Source organism: Streptomyces sp. NPDC018019 (assembly GCF_044327805.1).
Taxonomy (GTDB): Bacteria; Actinomycetota; Actinomycetes; order Streptomycetales; family Streptomycetaceae; genus Streptomyces.
Genome location: NZ_JBIRGD010000029.1, coordinates 15136 through 39670, shown reverse-complemented (window position 1 = coordinate 39670; position 24535 = coordinate 15136). Strand labels below are relative to the sequence as shown.

The following is a 24535-nucleotide window of genomic DNA, read 5'->3' as shown; positions in this document are numbered from 1 at the left end:
GATGGGCGCGCCGCCGGCCGAACCGGGCGATCCGGCCGCCGCCCGCGCCCGTGCCCGGCGCCGCCGGCAGCTGCGCCGGACCGCTCCGCCGCCGCGCACCTCCGACGCGGGCACGCCGCCGCCCGGCCAGCGGTTCGAGTTCGCCAACCTCGTCCTGGGCGCAGGGTCGCTCGTCGGCGGCCTGATGTTCTACGCGGGCGTCATGCACAGCAGCGCCTACTTCGCCTACTTCAACGTCCGCGCGTCGGTCCTCGGCTTCGGCTTCCCGCAGATGATCATCTGGAGCCTGCGGCTGGTGACCCTGCCGGTCCTCGTCTGCCTGGCCCTCCTGGCCCTGGGGCCGCGGCTGCCGGACCTCCTCGTCTCGCTCCGCGTACCGAGCCGCGTCACGCTCGCGGTGCGCCGGGCGGGCCGGGCCGTCGCCCGGCACCACGCGCTGCTCGTGGCGGCCGGCGTCGGCCTGATGCTGCTGTGGCAGCGCATCCAGCCGTACGGCTGGGCCGCGCCCCTGCTGGTGGCCGCCGGCCTCGTCCTGGGCCAGAGCGCCGCGGCGAACCCCGCCCGCCCGGCACGCGGCCTGTGGCGCCGGGGCCTCCCGGTCGCCGCGGCCGGACTGTTCCTGGTGTGGGTCATCGCCCTGATCGCCGGCCAACTCGGCCGGCAGGACGCCCGCGCGGTCGCCGCCCACCTGGTGCGCCGTCCCGCCGTCGTGGTCCTGAGCACCGAACGCCTCAGCCTCACCGGCCCCGGGCTGGTGTCCGAGACCCTGCCGGGCATGCACTACCGCTACCGCTACCACGGGCTGCGCCTGATCCTGGAACGCGAGCGCCGCTACTACGTCCTGCCGGTCGGCTGGCGGGCCCGGGTCGACCCCACCTTCGTCGTCGAGGACGACGACTCGATCCTGATCCAGATCATGCCGGGCACCCAGCCCCGGGACGGGACCGAAGGGCAGTGAGGCCGTGGGCCCGCCGCCGGGACGCCCGATTTTTCGTTTCGCGTGCAACCATCCGTTACCCGCGCCGGTCTGGCCTCGTATGAACGGATCGACAACGGGGACACGGTCGCAGCGCGTGGCAGGGGCCACGGCGGCCGTGGTGCTGGTGACGCTGGCCGTGACGGTGACGGCCGGCGGCGGGACACCGGTGGCCGCCACGGTCACGGGGCCGGCGCTGACGCTCACCGGCATGCGGGACACGTACGAGATCCCCCGGGCCGGCTCACCGGTCCGGGACGACGCCCCGGGGGAGTACCGGATCGGCTTGACGGCCCGGGAGCCGCACCCCGTCGTCACCGACGTCCAGGTGAGCATCGATCTGACCGCCCTCAAGGACGAGGTGCACCTCGTCCGGGTGGACAAGGGGCACAGGTGCGGCATGACGGGGCGGGTCATGACCTGCACGGTGGACGTGGACCGGAGCGCGGCGTTCACTCCGTTCGCCCTGGCACCGCGGCCCGGGGCCGTCCCGGGGCCGGCCGGAGCCATGACCGTCACCGTGACCGGCCCCGGCACGCCCACCGTCCGGCACACCACCCAGGTCGTCGTCGGCGCACCCGCCGTGGCGGGCCGCTAGCCGGATAGCCCCGCAGCGAGGCCGGGGCCGCGGCGGGCGGCGCCCCGGGCAAGGGCGTTTCGCTCCGCGGCCGTTGGCCGTACCGTTCGGTGCGTAACGTCAGTGCCCGCACCGTCCGCGAGCGACCGCAGGAGGACATGTGACCAGCGCAGTCGAGCACAGCTCCGTAGAGGTGAACGGCGTCCGGCTGCACATCGCCGAACAGGGGCGGGGCCCCCTGGTTCTGCTGCTGCACGGCTTCCCGGAGTGCTGGTACTCCTGGCGGCACCAGTTCGCGCCGCTGGCCGCGGCCGGCTACCGCGTCGTCGCCCCCGACCAGCGTGGCTACGCACGCAGCGAGCAGCCGGCCGACATCGCCGCGTACACGATGCTGCACCTGACGGGCGACGTGATCGCCCTGATCCACGCGCTGGGGGAGGAGCAGGCGGTCGTCGTCGGCCACGACTGGGGCGCCCCGGTGGCCTGGACGACGGCGCAGCTGCGCCCGGACGTCGTACGCGGCGTCGTCGGGCTGAGCGTGCCGCCGGCCCCGCGCTCGCCCGTGGCGCCGCTGGCCCACCTGCGCGAGCTGCTCGGGGACGGCTTCTACCAGGCCTATTTCCAGGAGCCGGGCGTCGCCGACGCCGAGCTGGCCCAGGACCTGAACACCACCTTCCGCGCCATACTGACCAACGGCTCCGGCGACAGCCCGTTCACCGACCCGCCCCGCCCGTGGGTCGTCCCGGAGGGCGCCAAGCTGCTGGACACCATGCCGGACCCGGAGGAGCTGCCCGGCTGGCTGAGCCAGGAGGACGTGGACACCTTCGTGGGCGAGTACGCCCGGCACGGCGCCCGCGCCTTCACCGGCGGCCTGAACTGGTACCGCAACATCGACCGCAACTGGGAGCTGACGGCACCGTTCCAGGGCCGCGGCATCGACGTCCCGGGGCTGTACCTCGCGGGCGACCGCGACCTGGTCAGGGCCTTCCCCGGCGTGGGCGACCTGCTGTCCGCCCTGGAGCGGATGATGCCGTCCGTGCGCCAGGCCCCGGCGCTGCCCGGCTGCGGCCACTGGACGCAGCAGGAACGGCCCGACGAGGTCAACGCCGCGCTGCTGGAGTTCCTGGCGGAGCTGCCCGCGGCCAAGTGAGACGGGACGGGCCCGTCGCGGGCCGGTGCGGAACCGGCCTGCGGCGGGCCCGGAGGGAACGCCCGCGCCCCATGGTGAGCGCCTACGACACCGTGGCGTCGGCGGGCTCGGCCGTCTCCCGCGCCCGTTCGTTCAGCCTGCTGTGCCGCCGGCCGTACCCGAAGTACAGCGCGAGGCCGACCGCGAGCCAGACCAGGAAGCCGACCCAGGTGATCAGCTGGAGGTTGAGCATCAGGTACAGGCAGCACAGCAGCGAGATCATCGGAATGACCGGCACCCACGGGGTGCGGAAGGCGCGGGGCAGGTCGGGGGCGGTGCGCCGGAGGATCAGCACGCTGGCCGAGACTGCGGCGAAGGCGAACAGCGTGCCGATGTTGACCATCTCGGCGAGCAGGTCGAACTTCAGGAACGCGGCCAGCGCCGCCATGATCACCGAGAGCACCATCAGGTTGATCTTCGGGGTGCCGTGCCGCGGGTCCACCTTGTACAGCGCCTTCGGCAGCAGCCCGTCGCGGGCCATCGCGAAGATCACCCGGCTCTGCGACCGGAAGCAGATCAGGCTCACCGCGGCGAGGCCGACCACCGCGCCGAGGCTGATGACCGTGGCGAAGAAGGGGTGGCCCTTGGCGGTGAAGGCATCGGCCAGCGGCGCCTTCACCGACAGCTCCGAATAGTGCTGCATTCCGGTGACCACCAGGCACACCGCGACGTAGAGCACGGTCACGACCACCAGCGAGGCGATGATGCCGATGGGCAGATCGCGCTGCGGCCGGCGGGTCTCCTCCGCCGAGGTCGCCACCATGTCGAAGCCGATGTAGGCGAAGAACACCATCGCCGCGGCGCTCAGAATTCCCGCGACGCCGAATGCCGTCGGGGTGATGCCGGTCAACAGCTGCAACACCGGGGCCTGTAGCCCGGAAACCCGCGCGGTGTGCTGGGCCTCCGGCACGAAGGGGTGGTAATTCGCGGTGTCGATGAAGAACAGCCCGGCGACGATGACCAGCAGCACAATGGCGAACTTGATGCCGACCAGCACATTGGTGACGCCCTTGGACAGCTTTCCGCCGACGACGAGCACCGCGCCCAGGACGAGTACCAGAAGCGCCGCCGGCAGATTCAGCACGGCGTCGTCGCCACCGCTGACCGCGGCCGGCAGATGCAGGCCGATGCCGTTGAGCATCGACTGCAGATAGCCGGACCAGCCGACCGCCACCACCGCCGTCGCCAGGGTCAGTTCCAGGCTCAGCGCCCAGCCGATGATCCAGGCCGGCAATTCACCGAGCGCCGTGTACGAGTAGGAGTACGCGGAGCCCGCGACCGGTACCGAGGAGGCGAATTCCGCGTAACACAGCGCAGCGCAGGCGCAGACCGCCGCGGCCACCACGAAGGAGAGCGCCACGGCGGGTCCGGCCATGTTCCGGGCCACCGTGCCGGTGAGCACGAAGATTCCGGTGCCGAGAATGACACCGACCCCGAGGATGGTCAGATCCAGAGCGGAAAGGTCCCGGCGAAGGCGTTGTTCGCCTTCGCCGCGAGCCTCCTTGACGGCTCGCTCCAAAGGCTTTTTGCGCAGCAGACTCACGGTGGATATTCCGAACTCTCTCAGGGGTACGGGAACGGTCGTACGCGTTCCCGGTCGGAGTGTCCGTCAGGCGTCCGCGTCCTCGCAACGTAACGCTCCGGCGTCTCAAATACTGGGACCGCCGCCCGGAATACCCGGACCTCCGCGGGATCGGCGGACACCGCCCGGTGCCGTGGCGCCGCACGGAAATTCCCGGTCCCGCGCCACCCCCGTCGGCTACAGTGGGACCCATGGCTTCCTGGTACTACTTCATCTGAGAGACCGGGCGTGACCGCGGCCGGCTGATGCCCGGCCGTCCCGCCTGCGACCGGTGGCGCCCGCGCCCGTCCGCGCGGTGACAGCCGCCGGGCCGGTTCCGCGGTCGCCTTCCCCGCAGCCGCGCGTACCGCCGTGCTGCTTTCCGGCCTCTTTCAGAATCCGGCCCCCGTGCGCGCAACCGCACGGCGCGGCCATGACGTACCCAGGGATTTCCCGTGCGCCATCGCGCCCAATTGACCATGAAGGACGTTTCCCTCGCCTACGGCGACCGCGCCGTACTGGAGCAGGTGTCACTGACCGTGCGTCCCGGCGAGAAGGCCGGCGTCATCGGAGAGAACGGCTCCGGCAAATCCACGCTGCTCCGGCTGCTGGCCGGGGCCGAGCCACCGGACACGGGCGAGATCACCGTGTCCTTCCCCGGCGGCGTAGGCCACCTCGGCCAGACCTCGGACCTCGACCCGAGCGGCACCGTCCAGGACGCCGTCGACGCCGCCCTCGCCGAACTGCGCGCCCTCGAAGCCCGGTTGCGCGCGGCGGAAGCCGCCCTGGCCGACGCCACGCCGGACGAACTCGACGCGTACGGCGAGCTGTTGACCACCTACGAGGAGCGCGGCGGCTACCGGGCGGACGCCCGCGTGGACGCCGCCCTGCACGGCCTCGGCCTGGCGCACCTCACCCGCGACCGGGTGCTCGGCACGCTCTCCGGCGGCGAGCGGTCGCGGCTGTCGCTGGCCTGCGTCCTGGCCGCCGCCCCCGAACTGCTCCTGCTGGACGAACCGACCAACCACCTCGACCAGCAGGCCACCGACTGGCTGGAGGCGCACCTGAAGGCCCATCGCGGCACGGTGGTCGTCGTCACCCACGACCGTGAGCTGCTCGAAGCGGTCACCTCGGACATCCTCGAAGTCGACCGCGACCTGCGGACCGTCACGCGGTACGGCGACGGCTGGCAGGGCTACCGCACGGCGAAGGCCGCGGCCCGCCGCCGCTGGGCACAGGACCACGAGGAGTGGCGCGCGGAGGTCGCCCGCACCGCCGAGCTGGCGGAGTCGGCCGGCCGGCGGCTGGCCGGCACCGGCAAGGACCCCCACGAGGGCTTCGGCAAGCATCGCCGCTCCCATGAGGCGAAGCTGTCCGGCCAGGTCAGAGCGGCCCGGCAGCGGCTGACCCGGCTCCGGCGCCACCCGGTGCCGCCGCCTCCCGTACCGCTCCGGTTCGGCGCGGAACTGACCACGTACGGGACCGGGGCCGACGACGCCCCGGCGCAGGGCCCCGGCGGACCGGCCGCCGGCGCCCCCACGGTCTCCGCACCCTCGTACCCGCCCACCGGCAACGGGATCCCGTGCCCTCGGCTCCCGCACCCCCTCGCCGAGCTGACCGGCATCACCGTCGGCGACCGCCTGCGCCTCGACGGGCTGACCGTCGCACCGGGCGACCGCCTCCTGGTGACCGGCCCGAACGGTGCGGGCAAGACCACCCTGCTACGCGTGCTGGCCGGGGATCTGCGCCCGGACACGGGCACCGTGCGCCGGCCGGCCCGCACGGGCTACCTGGCGCAGGAGCTGTCCGCCGTACCGCCCCGGCGGTCCCTGCTGGCCGCCTTCGCCGCCGGCCTCCCCGGCCCGCCCGACGAGCACGCGCCCGCGCTGCTGTCCCTCGGCCTGTTCCGGGAGGACGATCTGGCGGTGCCGGTCGCGGCCCTCTCCGTGGGCCAGCGGCGCCGGCTGGAGCTGGCGCGCCTGGTCACCCGCCCCGCCGACCTGCTCGTCCTGGACGAACCGACCAACCACGTCTCCCTCGGCCTCGTCGAGGAGCTGGAGGAGGCGCTGGCGGCCTATCGCGGCGCGGTGGTCGTGGTCTCCCACGACCGCCGCTTCCGCCGCGGGTTCCGCGGGCGCGTGCTGGAGCTGGACGGCGGCCGGGCGGTCCGGGAGCGCGCCGCCGGCAGCCGCTGAGCGGGGGCGGGGCGCGCTCCGGGGTGCGCCCCGCCACCCGAGGGCCGACAGTGGAGGGGAAGCCCGCAGGAAGAGGGTGAAGGGGCGACCGGTCCCGTGGCGGCGTGGCATGACGGCGCGGTGAACGGGCACGCGTGCGGACGGGGCCGGGCGGCGCACTCCCGGCACACGGACCTCATGAGAACCGTCCGTACACGTGGAAACCGCTGGGAACCGGGCACCCGGAACACCGTCAGCACATCACCGTCAAGGCTGTAGGACATGTCAGTCGGTGACCCGCGCATTCTGAGGAGGAAGCGCCATGCACCTCTCGCTCCTTCAACCGATCATCGACCGGCCGGGCCCGTGGGCATCCGTGTACGCCGAGGTGCCGCACAGCACCGAGGACGCGGCCAAGCAGCGGGAACTGTCGGCGGACGCGGCGGCCCGGCAGCTCGCGGGCCAGGGCGCGGACCGGGCCACGTGCGACGCCGTCCGCGCGACCCTGGCGAACGCCCGCGCCGACGGCGAACCGGCGGCCCTGCCGGGCCGGGTGGTCTTCGCCACCGACGGCGAGGTCGTCCTGGACGCGCCGCTCTCCGGCCGGCCCGCCCGCTCGTTCGCGTCCTGGTCGCCGCTGCCCCGGATCACCCCGTGGGCCGAGGCCGCGGCGGACGACGTCCCCTGCCTCGTGGTGTACGTGGACCGGGAGGGCGCCGACTTCGCGCTGCACAGCGACCAGGGCGCCGTGGACGCCGGTACGGTCGACGGCCTGGACTGGCCGATCCACCGCACCTCGACGGCCGACTGGTCCGAGCGGCACTTCCAGACCGCGGTCGAGAACACCTGGGAGCAGAACGCCGGTGAGATCGCCGAGGCCGCCCAGCGGGTCTTCGAGAGCTGCGGCGCCCAGATCATGCTCCTGGCGGGCGACCCGCGCGAACGCCGTTCGGTGCACGACAAGCTCCCCGAGCAGCTGCGCCCGGTGACCTTCGAGACCGACCACGGCGGCCGGGCCGCCGGCGCGGACAGCACCAAGCTGGACCGCGACATCGCCCACGTCCGCGCGGCGTTCGAGCACGACCGCGTCACGGACGTCCTGAACCGGTTCCGGGCGGGCGCCGACGTCGGCGGCACCGCCCCCGCGTACGCCGCGTCCGGCGTACCGGCCCTTGTCGAGGCGGCGCGCGAACACCGCATCGACACCCTCATCCTCACCCCCGGCGGCGCCGACGCCGGCCGCGAGGTCTGGGTGGGCCGCGGCGCCGACCAGCTGGCGGTCCGCAACTCCGAACTCCAGTACCTGGGCGAGACCCACCCGTCCGCGGCCCGCGCCGACGACGCCCTGCTCCGCTCCGCCGCCGCCAACGGAGCCGACGCCGTAGTCGTCCGCGACCCCGCCGAAGCCCCCACCGGCGGCCTCGGCGCCATCCTCCGCTGGAGCGCCCCGACCCGACACGAGTAACCACACGACCGGCCGGAGACCGGTGTCCCGGGCAGTTCCTCTGCTGCCCGGGACACCGGTTTTTCGTGTGCGGGGCAACCGCTCGATCCGACAGGGCAGTTGCTGCTTGCCGACCGGACGCCGACCGGCGAGCAGGGAGGACTGACGCGGCTGACGACTAGTGATCAGGCGGGAATGACGGTATGGCGTCGCGCCGGATTCCCGCTCCTTCCGCCGGGGCAGGCCGTCGGGTCCCGGGCCGCCCCGGCAGGCAGGGCCGAGCTGGTCAGGTGGCGCCGTTGGGAACGGCTGGGGGTACCTGGACCGGCTGGCGCTCGGCCTCGGCGATGACCGTCACGTCAACTCGACCTTCCTTTCGCTCATCCTCCTGTGGCCCACGCTCGCAGGCTAGGAGCGGGGGTTCCGGCGGGACAGGGCGCACGTTCCGCGCCCGGTCGCGGAAATCGGGCGCACGCCGGGCGGCGTGGCGCGTCCGTCCCACGAGGCGCGTGGCGCATCAGCGGGGGAGGCGGTCGTCGTACCGATGGGGGCGGTGGCCTTCCTGAGGGGGCCGGGCGACCTGGGAAGCTGGGGGCCGACTACTGACAGGGAGGCTCACTGTGGCCCGTACCGTCCCCACGTCCGACGACGTGATCCGCGCCCGGCTCGACGCCGTCGGCGGGCGACTGCTCGAACTCGCCCGTGATGTGCACGCCCACCCGGAGACGGCCTTCGCCGAGCACTACGCGGCGGACGCGCTGACCGCGCTGCTGGCGGACGAGGGCTTCGCGGTGGAGCGCGGAACGGCCGGGCTGCCGACCGCCTTCACGGCGACCGCGGGGCCGGCCGACGCGGACCTGACCGTCGGGTTGTGCCTGGAGTACGACGCGCTGCCGGACCTCGGCCACGCCTGCGGGCACCACCTGATCGCCGCCGCGGGCGCGGGCGCCGCCATCGCCCTGGCGGCGGCCGCCGACGGCCTCGGCCTGCGGGTGAAGGCGCTGGGCACGCCCGCGGAGGAGAGCGGCGGCGGCAAGATCCACATGCTGCGGGCGGGCGCCTTCGACGATGTGTCGTTCGCGATGATGGTCCACCCCGGCCCGGTGGACGACTACGGCGGCACCTCCCGGGCCGCGAACGCGGTGCAGGCGGAGTACCAGGGGCGCGCCGCGCACGCGGCCATAGCCCCCTACGACGGCCTGAACGCCGCCGACGCCTGCGTGGTCGCGCAGACCGCGCTGGCCCTGCTGCGCCAGCAGCTGCCCGACGGCGTACGGATGCACGGTATCGTCACGCACGGCGGGGACCGCACCAACATCATTCCGGCGCGGGCCCGCATCAGCTGGCAGCTGCGCGCCGACACCCTGGCCGAGCTGGAGGCGCTGTGGCCCCGCGTACGGGCCTGTTTCGAGGCGGGTGCGGTGGCCACCGGGTGTGAACTGACGCTGACCGAACCGGCCGCCGCCTACGCCGACCTGCGCCAGGACGCCTGGCTCGGCGACACCTACGCACGGCACGCACGGGCCCTCGGCCGTACCGTCGAGCCCGCGGTCTCCATCGGGGCCTCCACCGACATGGGCAACGTCAGCCAGTTCCTGCCCGCCATCCACCCCACCATCGGTCTGGGCCGCCCGGCCCTGCCGCACACCCCCGAGTTCGCCGCGGCCACGATCGGCGAGCAGGCCGACCGCGCGGTGCTGGACGCCGCCCTCGCGCTGGCCCGCACCGCCGCGGACCTGGCCGCCGACCCGGAGCAGCGGGTCCGGATCACCCAGGCGCACCGGGGACGGGCCTACCGGTGCTCGTCGTCCGGCTCGCCCCGGGGGTGACCCGCCGCGTTCTGCTGCTCCTCCAGGTTGGTGGAGAAGGTGTCGCCCTCCTTCCCCACCCGCTCGTCCTCGTCCGGTTCCTCCGTGACGTCCAGCTCCGCGTCCTCGAACTCCTTGACCACTTCGTCGGCGACGGAGTCGGTGTACTTGCGGTCGTTGGCCATGGAATGGTCCCTCCTCGTGGTTCAGGGGGCGGGGGAGCGGCCCGGCCGGACCACGGGTACGGGCCCGCGGGGCGCGGACCCGCGGGCGCTCGCTACGGGCGCCGGGCTCCCGGGGGCACCGGGTGCCCCACGCCCCTCCGGGTGCCCCGGCGCGTGACGATCATGCCCGGAGCTGCGGCGTCCGGCCCGTCGGGGACCGCGTGCGGCGTCACGGGGCCCACTCGCTGGGTGGCCGCGCCGGTACGGCCAGGTCGGCCGTCATCCCGTAGTGGTCGCTCGCCCGGGCCCCGTCCACCGGTTCCACCAGGAAACGGTCGCAGCCGGCCACCGTCAGCGTGGGCCCGTGGCTGCCGCAGCGTACGAGAATGTGGTCGATGCGGCGTCCGGGGTCGGCGGGTATGTCGCCGCGGCGCACCAGGGATTGTCCGGTCGGAACGTGTGGCCGGGGGCGCCGGGGTGCGCGTCGGCCCAGGCGTCGCGGTAGCAGATGCTCAGCCCGTGCAGCGATTGCGGACCGGTCCAGAACCGCATGCTCGCGGAGTCCGGCGGCGCGTCGAAGTCGCCGAGCACGACGGCGTGCGCCTCCTCGGGGGAGCACGCGCCCCTAGGACCGTCCTCGTGTTCCCGGTCAGCCAGGCACTCCTCCACGATGCGGGCGCAGGCCACGACCTGGAGCTCGCGTTCCCGCTCGTATCCGTACGGCCGGCTCGGCTTGTGGCGCGCGACGACCGGGCGCCCGGGCGGGCGGGGCGCCCGGACGCAGCCGGCGGACGGCCCCGGCGATGACCGCCCGCCGGCGGCTCCAGTCGGCGTACCGGGGAGCCAGGGCGTTCAGGGTGAGGAACCGGATGCGGTCCACCGCGATCCCGGTCCCCGCCTCAGGCGGGCAGGGCCGGCCGGTTCCAGTGCCGGTGGGCGGCCACCGCTTCGGTGAAGGCGGCGGTGAAGTCCTGGGCCGTCGTGCCGTCCGGCAGCCGGTCGGTGACGATGCCGGATTCGGAGACCGTCGAGTCCCCTTCGGCCGCCGTGCGCAGTTCGCCCGGCAGCAGTCCGGCGAGCTTGGCCACGCTCGCGCCCAGGGCGCCGATCGGCTTGCCGTGCCGGTAGGCGCTGCGGACGAAGCGCAGGGCCGCGTCGTCGGCCACCGCGTTGCCGGAGTCCAGACCGCCCGGGGGCAGCAGCACCGCGTCGTACAGCACCGAGGCGACGGTGGGCAGCGCCCGGTCCACGGCGAGGGTGCTGCCGTCCTTGTCCTGCACGGTGCCGTCCTGCGGGGCGAGCAGCTCCACGTTCGCGCCGGCCTCGGTCAGCGCGTCGCGGACCGCGATCGTCTGGGCGGCGTCCACGCCGTCGGAGACCAGCACCGCGACCTGCCGGGTGCTGATCGAGCCGTCCCCGCGGTTGTTCTCGAAGCTCAGCGCGGGGGAGGGCGTCGGCTGCGGCGTGTTCGGGCGCTCCGGCGGAGTGGGGACACCGATGCCCTCGGCGACCGCGACGGCCAGCGCGTGGTCGACGTACGACAGCTGCTCGACCGTACGGGCCCGGACCTCCTTGGCCCCCACCTTGCCCAGCTCGAAGCGGAAGGCGTCGACGATGTGCCGCTGCTCCCAGCCGGCCATGCTGTGCCAGAACATCGCCGCCTGGGTGTAGTGGTCGGCGAAGCTGGGGCTGCGGCGGCGGATCTTGTGGCCGTCCACGCGCTCGGTGTGATGCCGGAACGCCGGGTCGTCCGGGTCGGCCAGCGCGGGGCAGCCGCCGCCGAGCGAGTTCGGGAAGTAGTTGGTGCCTCGGTGGATCTCGTCCTGGTGGAAGCCGTCGCGCTGGTTGTTGCGGACCGGGGCCACCGGTCGGTTCACCGGGATCTGCGCGAAGTTCGGGCCGCCGAGGCGCAGCAGCTGGGTGTCCAGGTAGGAGAAGTTGCGGGCCTGGAGCAGCGGGTCGTTGGTGAAGTCGATGCCCGGCACGACGTTCGCCGTGTGGAAGGCGACCTGCTCGGTCTCGGCGAAGAAGTTGTCGGGATTGCGGTCGAGCACCATCCGCCCGATCGGCTCGACCGGGACCTGCTCCTCCGGAATGATCTTGGTGGGGTCCAGCAGGTCGAAGTCGAAGTCGTGCTCCTCGGACTCCGGTACGAGCTGCACGCCCAGCTCCCACTCGGGGTACGCGCCGGCCTCGATGCTGTCCCACAGGTCCCGCCGGTTGAAGTCCGGGTCCCGGCCCTGCGCCTCCTGCGCCTCGTCCCACACCAGGGAGTGCACGCCCAGCTTCGGCTTCCAGTGGAATTTCACGAACGTGCCTTGACCCTGCGCGTTGACGAACCGGAAGGTGTGCACGCCGAAGCCCTGCATCATCCGGTAGCTGCGCGGGATGGCCCGGTCGGACATCAGCCACATGATCGTGTGCAGTGTCTCGGGCTGGAGGGAGACGAAATCCCAGAGCGTGTCGTGCGCGGAGGCGCCCGTCGGGATGTCGTTGTGCGGTTCCGGTTTCACCGCGTGCACGAAGTCGGGGAACTTGATGCCGTCCTGGATGAAGAAGACCGGGAAATTGTTCCCCACCAGGTCGTAATTGCCCTCCGACGTGTAGAACTTCGTCGCGAATCCCCGTACGTCACGCACCGTGTCCGCGGAACCACGCGGCCCCTGCACGGTGGAGAACCGGACGAACACCGGAGTCTTCACCGACGGGTCCTGGAGAAACGCCGCCCGGGTGAATTCCGCACATGACCGGTACGGCTGGAAGTAACCGTAGGCACCCGCTCCGCGCGCATGCACCACGCGCTCCGGGATCCGCTCGTGGTCGAAGCGGGTGATCTTCTCCCGGAAGTGGAAGTCCTCCATCAGAGTGGGCCCGCGCTCGCCCGCCCGGAGCGAATCATCGGTGTGGTCGACGGCCACACCCTGGTCGGTCGTCATCGGTCCGGAGTCCGGATCTGCGGCGCGGTAGCGGTCCCGCTGTTCCTGTTTCGGGTCGGCCATCGGGTCACTGCTCCTTGTCTGCCCGGTACGGAAAACGTGCGGGCGCCCGCACGGCGATTTCGCGCGCGCCGCGTCCCGTATCGCCGCGACGGCACTCCGCCCGCTGGGTAACCGGTTGGTCGGTGCATCAAACATGTAATTCGCGCCGTTCCGTGAGCGGGATGCAGCGACGCGTGACATCTCCGCGGGCGGGCCGGACCGAATCGTCCTATGCTCGTGATGCAGACGTTGGGCGTGCACCGCATGCCTGGTCAGGCCGGGTGAGCGGGTGGTCGTACACCGTCCGTCCGGTGTGCTTTCCGTCCGTCTCGGTGACGACGCCCAGACCCCGCGTCCGTTGGGAGAGTGATCCCGTGAGCACAGCCGCCACGGCTCCGTCTCGCCGCCGACGAGCCTTTCCGGACACGCCGGACGCGGCGGAGACGAACGCCGTTTTCGCCCGCATGGCAGAACTGCCCGAGGGCCCGGAGAAAAGGCGGCTGCGCGACGAACTGACTCGTTCCTGGCTGCCCATGGCCGTGCGCCTGGCCCTGCGTTTCCGGGACCGCGGCGAAAGCATGGACGATCTGAAACAGGTCGCCGCACTGGGCTTGGTGAAGGCCATCGGCGGGTACCGGCCGGAGCGTGGCAGCGCATTCGAGAGTTACGCCATCCCCACCATCGTCGGGGAGGTCAAGCGGCATTTCCGTGACTGCACCTGGGGCGTGCACGTACCCCGGCGCGTCCAGGAACTGCGCAATACCGTACGCCTCGCCGTACGCGAACTGGCGGCGGCCTCCGACAGTCGTTTCCCGACCGTCTCGGAGATCGCCGAGCGCACCCGGCTCTCCGCCGACGACGTCATCCTGGGCCTGGAAGCCATCGAAAGCTACAAGACCCTCTCCCTGGATGCCGAGCGGCCGGGTGCCGACGACGATTTCGCGCTGCGCGACAGCATCGGTTTCACCGAGCCGCAGTACGAACTGGTCCTCGCCCGGGAAACGGTCCGGGACGGGCTGCGCGGCCTGCCGGAGCGGGAGCGGCGCATCCTCTACATGCGGTTCTTCTGCGATATGACCCAGAGCCGTATCGGCGAGGAACTGGGACTCTCCCAGATGCATGTGTGCCGCCTCATCAAACGGACCTGCGCACGCATTCGCGAGCAGGCCGACGGTACCGGCCCCGAGGCGCCCGCCAGTTCGGTTGCGGCATGAGCCGGTGAAATGACATGCGGTCCTGCCTTTCCTGGTAGGACCGCAGTAGCAGTTCTGGACACAATGGTGGAGAAGGGCCGGCTTTTCATGGGCGACTGCCAGATGACGTTCGTTCCCGGGGTGCCGTCGTGGGCCACCCTCCTGACGGGGGACCTCGACGTCGCGACGCGTTTCTACGGACCGCTGCTGGGCTGGCGGTTCGAGGCCGGTCCGGACCGGTGGGGCCCGTACGTACGGGCGATGGCCGGGGACACGGCGGTGGCGGGGCTGAGCGCGGCCGCCCGTCACACCGAGCTGCCCAACTCGTGGACCACGTACTTCGGCACCCGCAACGCGGACGACGCGGCGAACGGGGTGCGCGAGCGCGGCGGCACGGTCGCCATCGGCCCGCTGGACTTCGACGCGGGCCGGCTGGCGCTGGCCGCCGACCCCGCCGGCGCGCGCTTCGGCCTGTGGGAGTGCCGCGAGAGCACACCGCAGACCAACCGGCAGCCGGTCGGCCCCGGCGCGCCGACCTGGGTGGAGCTGCGCACCCGGGACGCGTTCGACGCCGCGCGTTTCTACGGCGACCTCTTCGACTGGTACAGCGAGGACACCGGCACCCCCTTCGACGTGCGCTGGGAGAACGAGCGGGTGGTGCTCAGCGTCGAGGGCCGGGACGCGGTGGGGCTCTACGGCGGCGCGATCGAGGCGGCGGCCGACCCGCAGGTACGGCCGCGCTGGAACATCCACTTCCAGGTGCCCAGCGTCGAGGAGGCCGTCGAGACCGCGCAGCGGCTCGGCGGCCAGGTGGAGGCCAAGGCGGAGCGCACCTCGCAGGGGCCGGTGGCCGAGCTGCGTGACCCCGACGGGACTCTGTTCCACATCATCGGCGCCCACCCCTGACCCGGCCCGCGGCCCCCGGCTCGCGGTGTGTACGGGCTACCGCACCGCCACCAGCACCGCGTCCTCGCCGAACTGCCAGACCGGCGCGGCGTGCCGGAAGCCGGCCCGGCGCAGCAGCCGTACGTGGTGGGACAGCGGGAGGCCGTTGTGGGTGCTGTGCGGCGTGTGCCGGGCGCGACGGGCGGTGAAGGGGTCGGCCAGCTCCGGATCGGCGGCGGCAGCGGCCCACCAGGACGCCCAGTCCTCGCGGCAGGCCGTCCGCTGCCGCTCGGCCCGCCGCAGGCCGACCTGTACGGCGACCTCCGCGGCCCGGTCGCCCGCCGGACCGCGGAACCGGTCGCTGTTGACCAGCACACCGCCGGGCCGCAGCAGGCCGGCGAGGTCCTGGTACGCGCGGCGCAGCGCGGCCGGCGCGAGGCAGTGCAGCGCGGTGGCGGACACGGCCGCGTCCGGCTGGCGGTCCAGGTCCAGCGCGCGGGTCCAGCCGGCCGCGCCGACCGGCGCCTCGACGAACCGCACCGTGTCGCCGTAGTGGGCCTCGCCGAGCGCGAGCAGTACGGGGTCCTTGTCCACGGCCACGATGTCCGCGCCGGGCAGCCGCCGGGCGAGGCGCGCGGCCAGGGAACCGGGGCCGCACCCCAGATCGAGCACCAGCGCCCGGTCCTGATGGCCCGTCACCTTTTCGACGGCGTCCGCGACGACCGTGAAGCGTTCCTCGCGGTCGATCGCGTACCGCTGCTGCTGCCGCTCCCACCGCTGCACCCACCGCGCGGCCGTAGCCAAGCTCAGTCCCATCCCGGTCGCGCCACCTTCGCCGTCTCGCACCTGTCCGCCGAGTGGTTCTCAACCTACAGGTGAAAACGGTTTCCAATCGCGTGGTGTCACTCCAAAGGGGTCAGGCGCACGCTCCCAGGGCGTCCAGCAGCCGGTCGATCTCCTCCGGCGAGTTGTACGCGTGCAGGCTCACCCGGACCGAGTGCTGCCGCTCACCCCCGCTGCCCTGGCACAGACTGTCCGAGCGGACCATGAAGCCGTGGTCGAACAGGGCGAAGCCGAGGTCCCCCGAGGCGATGCCGCGGTGCCGGAACGTCACGATGCCCTGGCGCCGCTGCACGTCCGAGCCGGCCGCCAGACTGCGCTGGCATCCCAGCACCTCGTACGCCGGCAGCTGCCGCAGCCCCTCGGTCAGCCGGGCGGCCAGCGCGGTGGTCCACCGCTCGACGCGGTCGGTCCCGGCGGCGTCGAGCCAGTCGAACGCGGCCCGCAGACTGCGGATGCCCGTGGTGTTGGGGCTGCCGTCCCACCCACCGGGCTCGAACACCGGGCCCCGCGCGTTACGGGCCCACACGGCGCCGGAGCCGGGCAGCGCCAGGGCCTTGTGCCCGGAGAAGACGGCGAAGTCCACGTCCAGGTCCGCCAGCGACACGGGGATGTGGCCCACGCTCTGGGCCGCGTCCAGGCAGATCGGCACGTCGGGCCCCACCGCCCGGCGGATGCGGTGCACGTTCATGTCGCCGCCGTAGACGTGGTGGACGTGCGTGACCGCCACGAAGCTGGTCCGCGGCCCGGCCAGCTCCGCCAGGGCCGCCGGGTCGTAGTCGCCGGACCCCGCCTGGTACGGCATCGGCCGGACCCGGATCCGTACGCCCTGCCGCGCGAGCAGGTCCCGCACCTCCAGCCACGGCACGATGTTCGCCTGGTGGTCGGCGAGCGGGACCACGATCTCGTCCCCGTCGGACAGCCGGTCCGCCAGCCAGTCCCGGGCGACGGCGCGCAGCCCGGCGGTCGCCCCGCTGACGAAGTGCACGCCGGAGCGCTCCGGCGCCGGGTCGCCGAGGAACTCCTTGATCCGCTGCCGGGTCTCCTCGACCAGCGCGGTGGTCCGGTTGGCCCAGGTGTAGGTGCCGCGCCCGGCGTTGGCGTTGCCGGTGGTGAGGTAGTGCTGCACGGCGTCCAGGACCGCCTGCGGCTTCTGCGTCGTGGCGGCGCTGTCCAGGTAGGCCAGGTGCGGGGCCCCGGTGATGATCGGGAACTGGGCGCGGACGGCGGTGTGCCAGTCGCGCAGCTCCTCCAGGGCCGCGGTGACGGGGACGTTCATCGTGGTCATCGGTGCTCACTCCCGTACCAGCGGGGCGCCCGCGTCGCGCCAGGCGATGATCCCGCCACGCAGGCTGCGTACGTCGGGGTGGCCCATGCGGGCCAGCAGCGCGGCGTACCGGGCGGACTGCTCGCCGACCGGGCACGCCAGCAGGACCGGGCGGCTCTTGCTGAACGGCAGCCCGCCGCGGACCAGTTCGCCGAACAGTTCGTCCACGATGTTGACGGAACCGGCGATGTGCAGCGCGGCGTAGGCGAACGGGCTCCGCAGGTCCACGACGAGCGGCCGGTCGCTCTCGATCCAGCGCACGGCGCCCTCGACGTCGATGTCCGGGGCCGCGCTCACCTCGGCGCCGGTGAGCGCGGCGAGGGAGTTCGGCTGCGGCGGCCGGCCCAGCAGCTCGGGGCGCCGCTGACGTACGTACCCGAGGTAGCTCTCGATGCGGTCGCACACGATGAACACGGCGGTCCGGCGCTCCGCCGGCCGGTCCGGTTCCGGCTCCGGCGCCGGTCCGGTGTCCAGCTCGCGCAGGTACCGTACGGCACCGAAGTACGCGGCCCCGCTGGTCGGGCCGGCCAGGATGCCGCACCGCCGGGCCAGGGCCAGCATGCCGTCCAGCGCCTCGTCCGCGGTCACGGAGGCGATGGTGTCGTAGGTGTCCGGGTCGAACAGGCCGACTTCCTGCACCTCGTCGATGGTGCGGATGCCCGGCACGAAGTCCGACTTGTGCGACACCAGCCCGACCACGTCCACCGCCGGGTCGTGCTCGCGCAGCACCCGGGCGACCCCGGTGGACGAACCGGCCGTGCCCACGCAGGCGATGAAGACGTCCGGGGCCCGGCCGTCCAGGTCCTTGATGATCTCCGGGCCGGTGCCTTCGACATGGGCCTGCGTGTTGCGGTCGTTGTAGTACTGGTCCGTGTAGAGATAGGCGCTGCCCGGTTCGGTGAGCGCCTGGTGGAACTGGGTGAGCGGGTCGTCGGTGTTCGTCGGGTCGAGGCACTCGGTCTGCCCCGGCAGTTCCTCGACCTCCGCGCCCAGCAGCAGCAGAAGGTCCTTGATCTCCGGAATGCGCATACGGTTCGTGACGGTTTTGAACGGCACCCCGTACATCCCGGCCAGCACGGCCAGCGCCTTGGCCGTGTTGCCGCTGGACAGTTCGACGACGGTGCGGCCCTCGCCCGCGGCGGCGGACAGCCCCGGCCGTGCCATGTTCCAGGCCGCCCGGTCCTTGACCGAACCGAACGGGTTGAGCATCTCCAGTTTCGCGTACAGGTCGATGGTGCGCAGGCCGTGGACGGACGGATCGATGCGCACGAGCGGGGTGTTGCCGATGACGTCGGTGATGCGCTCGAACCTCATGCAGGGCCTTTCGTCCGGCGGGTTACGTGCGGCCAGTACTGCTCGTCCAGGCACCAGTGCCAGCGAGCGTCCTCCGGGCCGGGCCCGTCCGCCGTCTCCGCTGCCTCTTCCTGCCATACGGCGACCTTGCGGGCGACGGGCTGCTGCTGCGCCTCGTCGGCGCTGAAGTCCATGCAGTAACCGGCGGTGTTTGCGAACGCCAACAGGTCCCCGGGTTCCGGCGCGGCCGGCAGGTGAACCGCACGCCGGGTGATCATGTCGGCTTCCAGACACAGATTGCCCGCGAGGTAGACCGCCACCGGGCCGGTGCCCGTGTCCGTCCGCGCGGCCCGCGGTACCAGGACGGGGTCGACCAGGACGCCGTGTTCCTCCAGGCCGATGTCGTCGGCGTTCGCGTCCAGGCGCACGAGGAGGTGGTCCGGGGCCGTACGGTCCGCGGTGTCCGTGCGGTCCGTCGCTTCCGTACGGCCTGCGGCCTCCGTGCGCTCCGGGGCTTCCGTACGGCGCACCTCCAGCACCCGCGCCAGGGTGACCCCGCACTGGTCCACCAGCGCGCGGCCCGGCTCCGTGTGCAGTTCATACAGGTTTTCCAGCAGCAAAGTGGCCAGCGGGCGGCCCAACGAGGGAGCGGGGAGCGACAGGAGCGCGTCCAGGTACGGGGCGCCGGCGGTCGGGCGGTGGGCGGGGTACAGCGCCAGCGCGCCGCGCAGGGTGCCGTTCTCGTTGCGGAGGCCGTAGGTGTGCCGGCGCCAGGTCATGGGTGGGCGGGTACCCAGGGCGGCGTTGGTCAGCTCTGTCGTGTAGCGCTGCCACTGCGCTCCGTCGGCGAGGTAGTCGGTGCCGAAGCCGCCGCCGATGTCCACGGCGCGCGGTGTGAAGCCGCGGGCCCGGCAGGTGTCCAGGGCCTTGACGCACCCTTCGAGCGCGACCGCTTTCTCGGCCGGGCTGGTGGTGTCGAGGTGGTAGCCCACCCCGGTCAGCTCCACCGCGTCGGTGTGCCGCTCGACCGATTTGAGGAGGGCGTCCAGGTCGCCCTCCGCCGTACCGAAGCGGCTCTGCCGGGTGAGCAGCCGGACGCCGGGGGCGCGGAAGCCGGAGAGCCGCAGCAGGATGCGGACGCGGGGCAGGCCGTGGCCGCGGACCAGAGCGGCGAGTGCGTCCAGTTCTCCCGGGCCGTCGATGTTGACGGCGGTGCCGCAGCGGGCCGCCAGCCACAGGAACTCCGGGTTCTTCGGCCCGGTCGCCATGATCCGGTCCGGGGCGAACCCGCAGCCCAGCGCGTGCTGGAGTTCACCGAGGGAGGCGACGTCCATGGCCGCGTCCGTGGCGGCGAGCCGCCGTACCAGGGCGCTGGATCGGTTCGCCTTGTGGGCGAAGTAGATGCCGCCGCTGAGGTGGTGGCGGCGGTAGACCGTGCGGAAGGCGGCCAGGTTCTCGGCGATCCGGTCCGGTAACACCACGTTCAGCGGCGACCCGAGGCCGCCGGCGAGCGTATGGAGAAACGTCCTTGCGCGCAGCAGGGAAGCCAGTCGGGACTCCAACCGCGGTTCCAGGTACAAGGGAACGTCCATACGGGATACTTCCCCCGGTACGGACCGAAGGCCACCTCATCCGCGGAACCGGCCGGGGCGTTCCGGCCGCGGCGGGCGGCCGGAACGCCTCCTCACACCGTGGCGGTCCGGGACTCCGTCAGGTGCCGGACGCCGGATCGTACGGCCCAGAAGAAGACCGCGAGCGCGAAGGCCGCCACGGCCAGCGAGTCGTACGGCGCGGGCAGCCGGGCGGAGCCCTCGAAGGTGCCCAGCCAGGACAGCACGGTCAGCACCGCCAGGTACGTCACCAGCCAGGCGCCGGTACGCAGTTCGGCCAGGAGCGGCAGCCGCCGTCCGGCGCCGTCCCGGTCGCCGACGGCGTCCGTGGCGCCGTCGCCGGCGCGCCGCATGGCCAGGAAGACCAGCAGTCCGGCGAGGACCAGTGGCAGGGCCAGGCGCAGGTTGTGCCAGCCCGACCAGTACACGAACTCGCTGGCCACCACGAAGCTCACCGGCGCGATCCAGCGCAGCCCCGGCACCCAGCCGGACGTGCGGCTGCCGGGGTCGGCGAGGAAGACCGCCGCGGCGACCGCGGAGGCCCCGTAGATCAGCAGGTACATGTTGCCCATGACGCTGACGATGTCCTGCCAGCCGCCGAACGGCAGCAGGAAGATCACGATCACCGCGAGGTTGGCCGCCAGCGCCCGGCGCGGCACGCCGTACCGCTCGTTCACCTTCATGAAGAACCGGGGGATGGTGCGGTTCTTGGCGAGCGCGTAGGTGTGCCGGGCGTTGATCGCCACACCCACGTACGCGGAGCCGCCGGGGGAGATCACCGCGTCCGCGTACAGCAGGCTGGACAGCCAGTGCAGGTTGAGGATCAGCGCCAGCTGCCCGAACGGGCTGTCGAAGGACACGCCCTTCCAGCCGCCGCCGAGCAGGTTCTCGGGAACGGTGAAGAGGAACGCGACTTGGAGGGCCAGGTACATGGCGACCGCCAGGGCGATGCCGGTGAGGACGGCGGCGGGGATGGTCTTGCGGGGGTTGCGGGCCTCGCCCGAGAAGTCCAGCGGCGCCTGGAAGCCGTTGACGGAGTAGACGATGCCGCCGCCGGCCAGCGCGGTCAGGCAGGCGGCGTACCCGTACGGCGCGAACCCGCCGTGATCCGTCAGCCGGCCGTCGTGCCAGCCGGAGGCGATGAGCGCGAGGACGGTGACGACCGGTACGGCGATCTTGAACACCGAGATGAGGTTGTTCAGCTTCGCGAACATCCGCACCGCGAACCAGTTCAGCGCCGTCAGGACCACGCTGAGCGCCGCGGCGACGCCCACACCGGTCAGGGTCAGGGTGTGGCCGCTGTAGAGGCCGGGCACGTAGTGCGCGGCGTACTGCATGATCGCACTGATCTCGGCCGCGGTGCCGCCCACCGAGAGCAGCACCGACCAGCCCACCAGGGTGCCGACCAGCCGGCCGCTGGCGAACAGCGGCCAGCGGACCGTACCGCCGCCCTCGGGCCGCGACGCGCCCAGCTCGATCATGACCAGGGCGACCAGGGCGCACAGCAGTCCCGCGCCGATCCAGGACAGCAGCGAGGCGGGGCCCGCCGTCTGCGCCGCGTAGAGGGCGGCGAAGAGCCAGCCGGACCCCACGATGTTGGAGAAGCCGATCGCGGTCAGCCCCCAGAACCCCAGGTCCCGGCGCAATCGGCGCTCCTGCGCCAGTACCACTGGCGCACCGGCCCCGTCGACCTCACCCGTCACCTGACGTTCCGACACCGAACTTCCTTCCTGATGTTCCTTGCCGACGGTATGCACCGTCCGCATGCGGATTCTGCCGTTCCATGGCGGGCGAAGTGCACGTCACCACGCGCGCTCGGACCGCTGGATGTCCGCTATGTCCGAGGGGTAGGTGCCCGATATATGGAGTCATGGCATGAGATGGCAGGCGACTGTTGGTCGGCTCGCCTGCCAGGAAGGAAGAAGATGACGGCTGTGTGAAATCTGCGGCGGACGGTGTGACCCGCCGCCGGACGGCGTCGCGCGGCGGGGCGCGGCCACCGGCACCGCGCCCCGCCCCGCCTTGCCGACCGGCTGCCCGCCGGTCAGCTGCGCAGCGGCCCCTCGCACGTGAAGGACGCGCTCCCGGCCCGGCCGTCGGACCAGATGTCCACGGCGCCGAAGAAGCAGTCCATGTCGGCGAGGTTGTTGGCCGCGGCGCCGGCCCGGTCCAGCAGGTAGTAGTCGACGGTCTCGGACATGTCGGCGAAGACCCGGTCCGGATCGCGGGCGTCCGCGAGGCCGGCGGTGATCCGGCCGGTGCAGGTGAAGCGCGACCGGCCGCCGGGCTCGCCGGTGCCCGTGCAGGCGGGCGCGGTGTACGTGGCCTCGGCGAAGGCCGCCCGCACCTGGGACGCCTCGGCGAACCGCAGCGACCCGTTGGGGGTGAAGGTGGTGTGCGGGACGTACAGGTCGTCGGCCTTGGCGATCTGGGCGTCGAGGAACGCGTCGTACGCGCGTTGCAGCGCGGCGTCCGCGCCCAGCCGGGACCGCCAGGCGTCGAACCCCTTCGGGTCGTCGGCGCGCTGGTGGCCGTACATCTCCCGGATCAGCGACGGGCGCTGCTGCCACAGGAACGCGAAGAAGGTGCCGGCGTAGTCGTAGAAGCGGAACCCGTCGCCGGAGTACGTGGCGTGCAGCAGCCGGTCGACGCTCATCCGCGGCCCGCCGCTCGCGGTGTCCGCGATGATGCCCTTCACCAGCGCCCTGCGCACCCGCACCCCGTCGTCGCGGGTGCCCCCGGCGAAGAACTCGGCGGTGCCCTCGTCCATGGCGGTGGTCAGGTCGCCGGTGTACCAGGGCGCGTCGCCGAAGCTGCCCGGCACCGCCCAGCGGCCGTTGAGATAGTGGGTGTACTCGTGCCGGAACAGCTCTTCGAGGGTGAGCGAGGAGTCCTGCGGCACCCGCCGCTGGTAGGTGTAGAAGGTCGCGCCGTTCTCGATGTAGACACCGCCGTTGTCGGTGCCCATGCCGGTCAGCAGCGGGTGCATGATCTCGTACTCGGCGCGCGACGCGTACAGGTGGACGTGCAGCGTGCTGTTGGTGTCGCCGGCCAGTGGCGTGTCCGCGCCGAGCACCCGGAAGAACTGCGCCCTGACCCGCTTGCTCGCGTAGTAGAGCTGGTCGACGGTGGCCCGGTCGAGCGCGGTGCGCACCTCCATGGCGCCGCGGTCGTAGGCGTACGTCTGCGGGAAGATCTCGCGCTCGATCTGTGACCGGCAGACACCGTGACGCTCACAGACGCCGTAGTAGTTGAGCCAGCCCGCCACACTCGCCCACGGGGCACTGCGACGGCCGAAGTTGGCCTCCGAGGTGGTGAGCAGGGTGCCGAGGTCGGTGACGACGGCGGCCTGGAGGGCGTCGATCTGGCCGAAGCGGCCGTACTCGCCGAGCGCGTCGCGCACCGCCCAGGCGTTGACCGTGCCCTTCAGGTGCGTGTGACCGGAGAAGGCGCGGAAGCCGGCGCGGTACGCGGCGTCGGCGGTCACGGCGGCCCGGAAGGCCGTGTCGTTGTTGCCCGGGTACACGCCGAGGTAGTTGACGGTCAGGGCGGCGAGGGCGGCGCCGCCCCAGGTCGCGTCGGCGGCGGTCGGCCTGCCGGGGCCCATGGTGGCCAGTACCCGCTTCACCAGCGGCAGTTGGTGCTGCCGCAGGCCCGGCGCGCTCGCCGTGGTGAGGGCTTCGCGCAGCGTCTCGGCGTTGTGCCGGGTGGGCTCGAAGGTACGGGCCGCGTTCCCGTACGCGGCCACCGCCGCCCGCACCGCCTCGACCGTCGGGGCGTCCGTGACATCGATCTCGTCGCGCGAGAAGTCGTGGTAGACGACCGCGTGCAGGTAGGTGAACAGCTCGTACAGGTGGGTGGCGTCGGTGCCGTCGTGGCCCGGCGCGAGCGAACCGGCCCGGCGCGCGACGGCCTGCACATGGGCCCGCGACATCACCGGGGCGAGCCGCGCGTCCCAGGCCCAGATCAGGCCGCGCAGACAGCCCTCGACGGTGACGGCGGGGTCGGTGAGGAAGTCCGCGAGGGCCTCCGGGCCGAGGCGGGTCAGGGCGTCGAGGGTGCAGGGGGCCGCGGTGCCCGGGCGGTGGCCGTCGGTGCCGGTGCCGGTGCCGGTTCCGCTCCGCGACAGGTCACCGGGGGTACGGCCCCGGGGGACGCGGCCGTTGCCGGGCGGCAGGTCGCGGGCCGCCGGCCGCGGGGCGTCGGCGAACCGGTCGGCCCGGTCGGTGTCGAGTCTGCCGTCCGCCGTGCCGTCGGCGAGGGGGGCCGCCGGAGCGACGGCCGTCGGCCGGGCGGGCGCCGCGCCTTGGGCGGCCTGGGCCACGGGGAGGAGGAGGCCCACCGACAGAACGGCACTCAGCAGACCCTTGCGCACAGTGCGTAACGGAAACACCGGCTGCTCCTGGGGAGAGAGGGTGGGGCGTGCGGACGTATGACTGGCAACTCCCGTGCTGTGACTGCCAGTTGACCGACCATCAGGCCGCGGTGCGCCCCGTAACCTAGTAATGTGACATTG

At 72.8% G+C, this 24535-nt stretch carries 18 protein-coding genes; 8 read left to right on the top strand and 10 right to left on the bottom strand.

What is annotated here, in order from left to right:
* Nucleotide 1 precedes the first annotated feature (1 nt).
* From ACH4FX_RS34745 to ACH4FX_RS34735, 3 genes are all read left to right on the top strand, one after another.
* Nucleotides 2–958 (top strand): hypothetical protein, encoded by a 957-nt coding sequence (locus ACH4FX_RS34745; RefSeq protein WP_398485443.1) that lies wholly within the window; start codon nucleotides 2–4, stop codon nucleotides 956–958.
* 115 nt (nucleotides 959–1073) lie between these two features.
* Complete coding sequence (locus ACH4FX_RS34740; protein ID WP_398485442.1) at nucleotides 1074–1574, top strand: hypothetical protein; 501 nt, start codon at nucleotides 1074–1076, stop codon at nucleotides 1572–1574.
* A 139-nt stretch (nucleotides 1575–1713) separates the two neighbouring features.
* Nucleotides 1714–2703 carry an alpha/beta fold hydrolase gene (locus ACH4FX_RS34735; protein ID WP_398485441.1) on the top strand — a complete coding sequence of 330 codons (990 nt, stop codon included), beginning with the start codon at nucleotides 1714–1716 and terminating at the stop codon, nucleotides 2701–2703.
* An 82-nt stretch (nucleotides 2704–2785) separates the two neighbouring features.
* On the opposite strand, the gene ACH4FX_RS34730 is transcribed toward ACH4FX_RS34735, so the two are convergent.
* Nucleotides 2786–4285, bottom strand: coding sequence for an amino acid permease (locus tag ACH4FX_RS34730; protein ID WP_398485440.1), 1500 nt, complete (start codon nucleotides 4283–4285; stop codon nucleotides 2786–2788).
* A 497-nt stretch (nucleotides 4286–4782) separates the two neighbouring features.
* On the opposite strand from ACH4FX_RS34730, the gene ACH4FX_RS34725 reads away from it, so the two are divergent.
* From ACH4FX_RS34725 to ACH4FX_RS34715, 3 genes are all read left to right on the top strand, one after another.
* A complete protein-coding gene (locus tag ACH4FX_RS34725; RefSeq protein ID WP_398485439.1) occupies nucleotides 4783–6498 on the top strand; it encodes an ABC-F family ATP-binding cassette domain-containing protein in 1716 nt (571 codons plus the stop codon).
* 301 nt (nucleotides 6499–6799) lie between these two features.
* Nucleotides 6800–7942, top strand: a complete 1143-nt coding sequence (locus ACH4FX_RS34720; RefSeq protein ID WP_398485438.1) for a Vms1/Ankzf1 family peptidyl-tRNA hydrolase — start codon at nucleotides 6800–6802, stop codon at nucleotides 7940–7942.
* 599 nt (nucleotides 7943–8541) lie between these two features.
* Nucleotides 8542–9750, top strand: a complete 1209-nt coding sequence (locus ACH4FX_RS34715) for an amidohydrolase (RefSeq protein ID WP_398485437.1) — start codon at nucleotides 8542–8544, stop codon at nucleotides 9748–9750.
* On the opposite strand, the gene ACH4FX_RS34710 is transcribed toward ACH4FX_RS34715, so the two are convergent.
* The 3 genes from ACH4FX_RS34710 to ACH4FX_RS34700 form a co-directional block, all read right to left on the bottom strand.
* Nucleotides 9714–9914, bottom strand: a complete 201-nt coding sequence (locus tag ACH4FX_RS34710) for a hypothetical protein (protein ID WP_398485436.1) — start codon at nucleotides 9912–9914, stop codon at nucleotides 9714–9716. The genes ACH4FX_RS34715 and ACH4FX_RS34710 overlap by 37 nt on opposite strands.
* Nucleotides 9915–10122: 208 nt before the next feature.
* Complete coding sequence (locus tag ACH4FX_RS34705) at nucleotides 10123–10329, bottom strand: hypothetical protein (protein ID WP_398485435.1); 207 nt, start codon at nucleotides 10327–10329, stop codon at nucleotides 10123–10125.
* Nucleotides 10330–10792: 463 nt separating this feature from the next.
* Nucleotides 10793–12892: a catalase gene (locus ACH4FX_RS34700; RefSeq protein ID WP_398485434.1), complete on the bottom strand. Its 2100-nt coding sequence runs from the start codon at nucleotides 12890–12892 to the stop codon at nucleotides 10793–10795.
* Nucleotides 12893–13335: 443 nt separating this feature from the next.
* On the opposite strand from ACH4FX_RS34700, the gene ACH4FX_RS34695 reads away from it, so the two are divergent.
* Both ACH4FX_RS34695 and ACH4FX_RS34690 read left to right on the top strand, forming a co-directional pair.
* On the top strand, nucleotides 13336–14085 hold the full coding sequence (locus ACH4FX_RS34695; RefSeq protein ID WP_398485433.1) for a SigB/SigF/SigG family RNA polymerase sigma factor: 750 nt from the start codon (nucleotides 13336–13338) through the stop codon (nucleotides 14083–14085).
* An 87-nt stretch (nucleotides 14086–14172) separates the two neighbouring features.
* Nucleotides 14173–14970: a VOC family protein gene (locus tag ACH4FX_RS34690; protein WP_398485432.1), complete on the top strand. Its 798-nt coding sequence runs from the start codon at nucleotides 14173–14175 to the stop codon at nucleotides 14968–14970.
* A gap of 36 nt (nucleotides 14971–15006) precedes the next feature.
* On the opposite strand, the gene ACH4FX_RS34685 is transcribed toward ACH4FX_RS34690, so the two are convergent.
* The 6 genes from ACH4FX_RS34685 to ACH4FX_RS34660 all read right to left on the bottom strand — a co-directional run bounded on the left by ACH4FX_RS34685 (nucleotide 15007) and on the right by ACH4FX_RS34660 (nucleotide 24412).
* Complete coding sequence (locus tag ACH4FX_RS34685; protein WP_398485431.1) at nucleotides 15007–15765, bottom strand: class I SAM-dependent methyltransferase; 759 nt, start codon at nucleotides 15763–15765, stop codon at nucleotides 15007–15009.
* Between the two features lie 100 nt (nucleotides 15766–15865).
* Complete coding sequence (locus tag ACH4FX_RS34680; protein ID WP_398485430.1) at nucleotides 15866–17077, bottom strand: aminotransferase class V-fold PLP-dependent enzyme; 1212 nt, start codon at nucleotides 17075–17077, stop codon at nucleotides 15866–15868.
* A 6-nt stretch (nucleotides 17078–17083) separates the two neighbouring features.
* A complete protein-coding gene (locus ACH4FX_RS34675; RefSeq protein ID WP_398485429.1) occupies nucleotides 17084–18430 on the bottom strand; it encodes a pyridoxal-phosphate dependent enzyme in 1347 nt (448 codons plus the stop codon).
* Nucleotides 18427–20001 carry a Y4yA family PLP-dependent enzyme gene (locus ACH4FX_RS34670; RefSeq protein ID WP_398485428.1) on the bottom strand — a complete coding sequence of 525 codons (1575 nt, stop codon included), beginning with the start codon at nucleotides 19999–20001 and terminating at the stop codon, nucleotides 18427–18429. Before ACH4FX_RS34670 ends, ACH4FX_RS34675 begins: the two co-directional genes overlap by 4 nt.
* A 92-nt stretch (nucleotides 20002–20093) precedes the next feature.
* Nucleotides 20094–21737, bottom strand: coding sequence for an APC family permease (locus tag ACH4FX_RS34665; protein ID WP_398485427.1), 1644 nt, complete (start codon nucleotides 21735–21737; stop codon nucleotides 20094–20096).
* A 326-nt stretch (nucleotides 21738–22063) separates the two neighbouring features.
* Nucleotides 22064–24412, bottom strand: coding sequence for a collagenase (locus ACH4FX_RS34660; protein WP_398485426.1), 2349 nt, complete (start codon nucleotides 24410–24412; stop codon nucleotides 22064–22066).
* Between the last annotated feature and the right edge of the window lie 123 nt (nucleotides 24413–24535).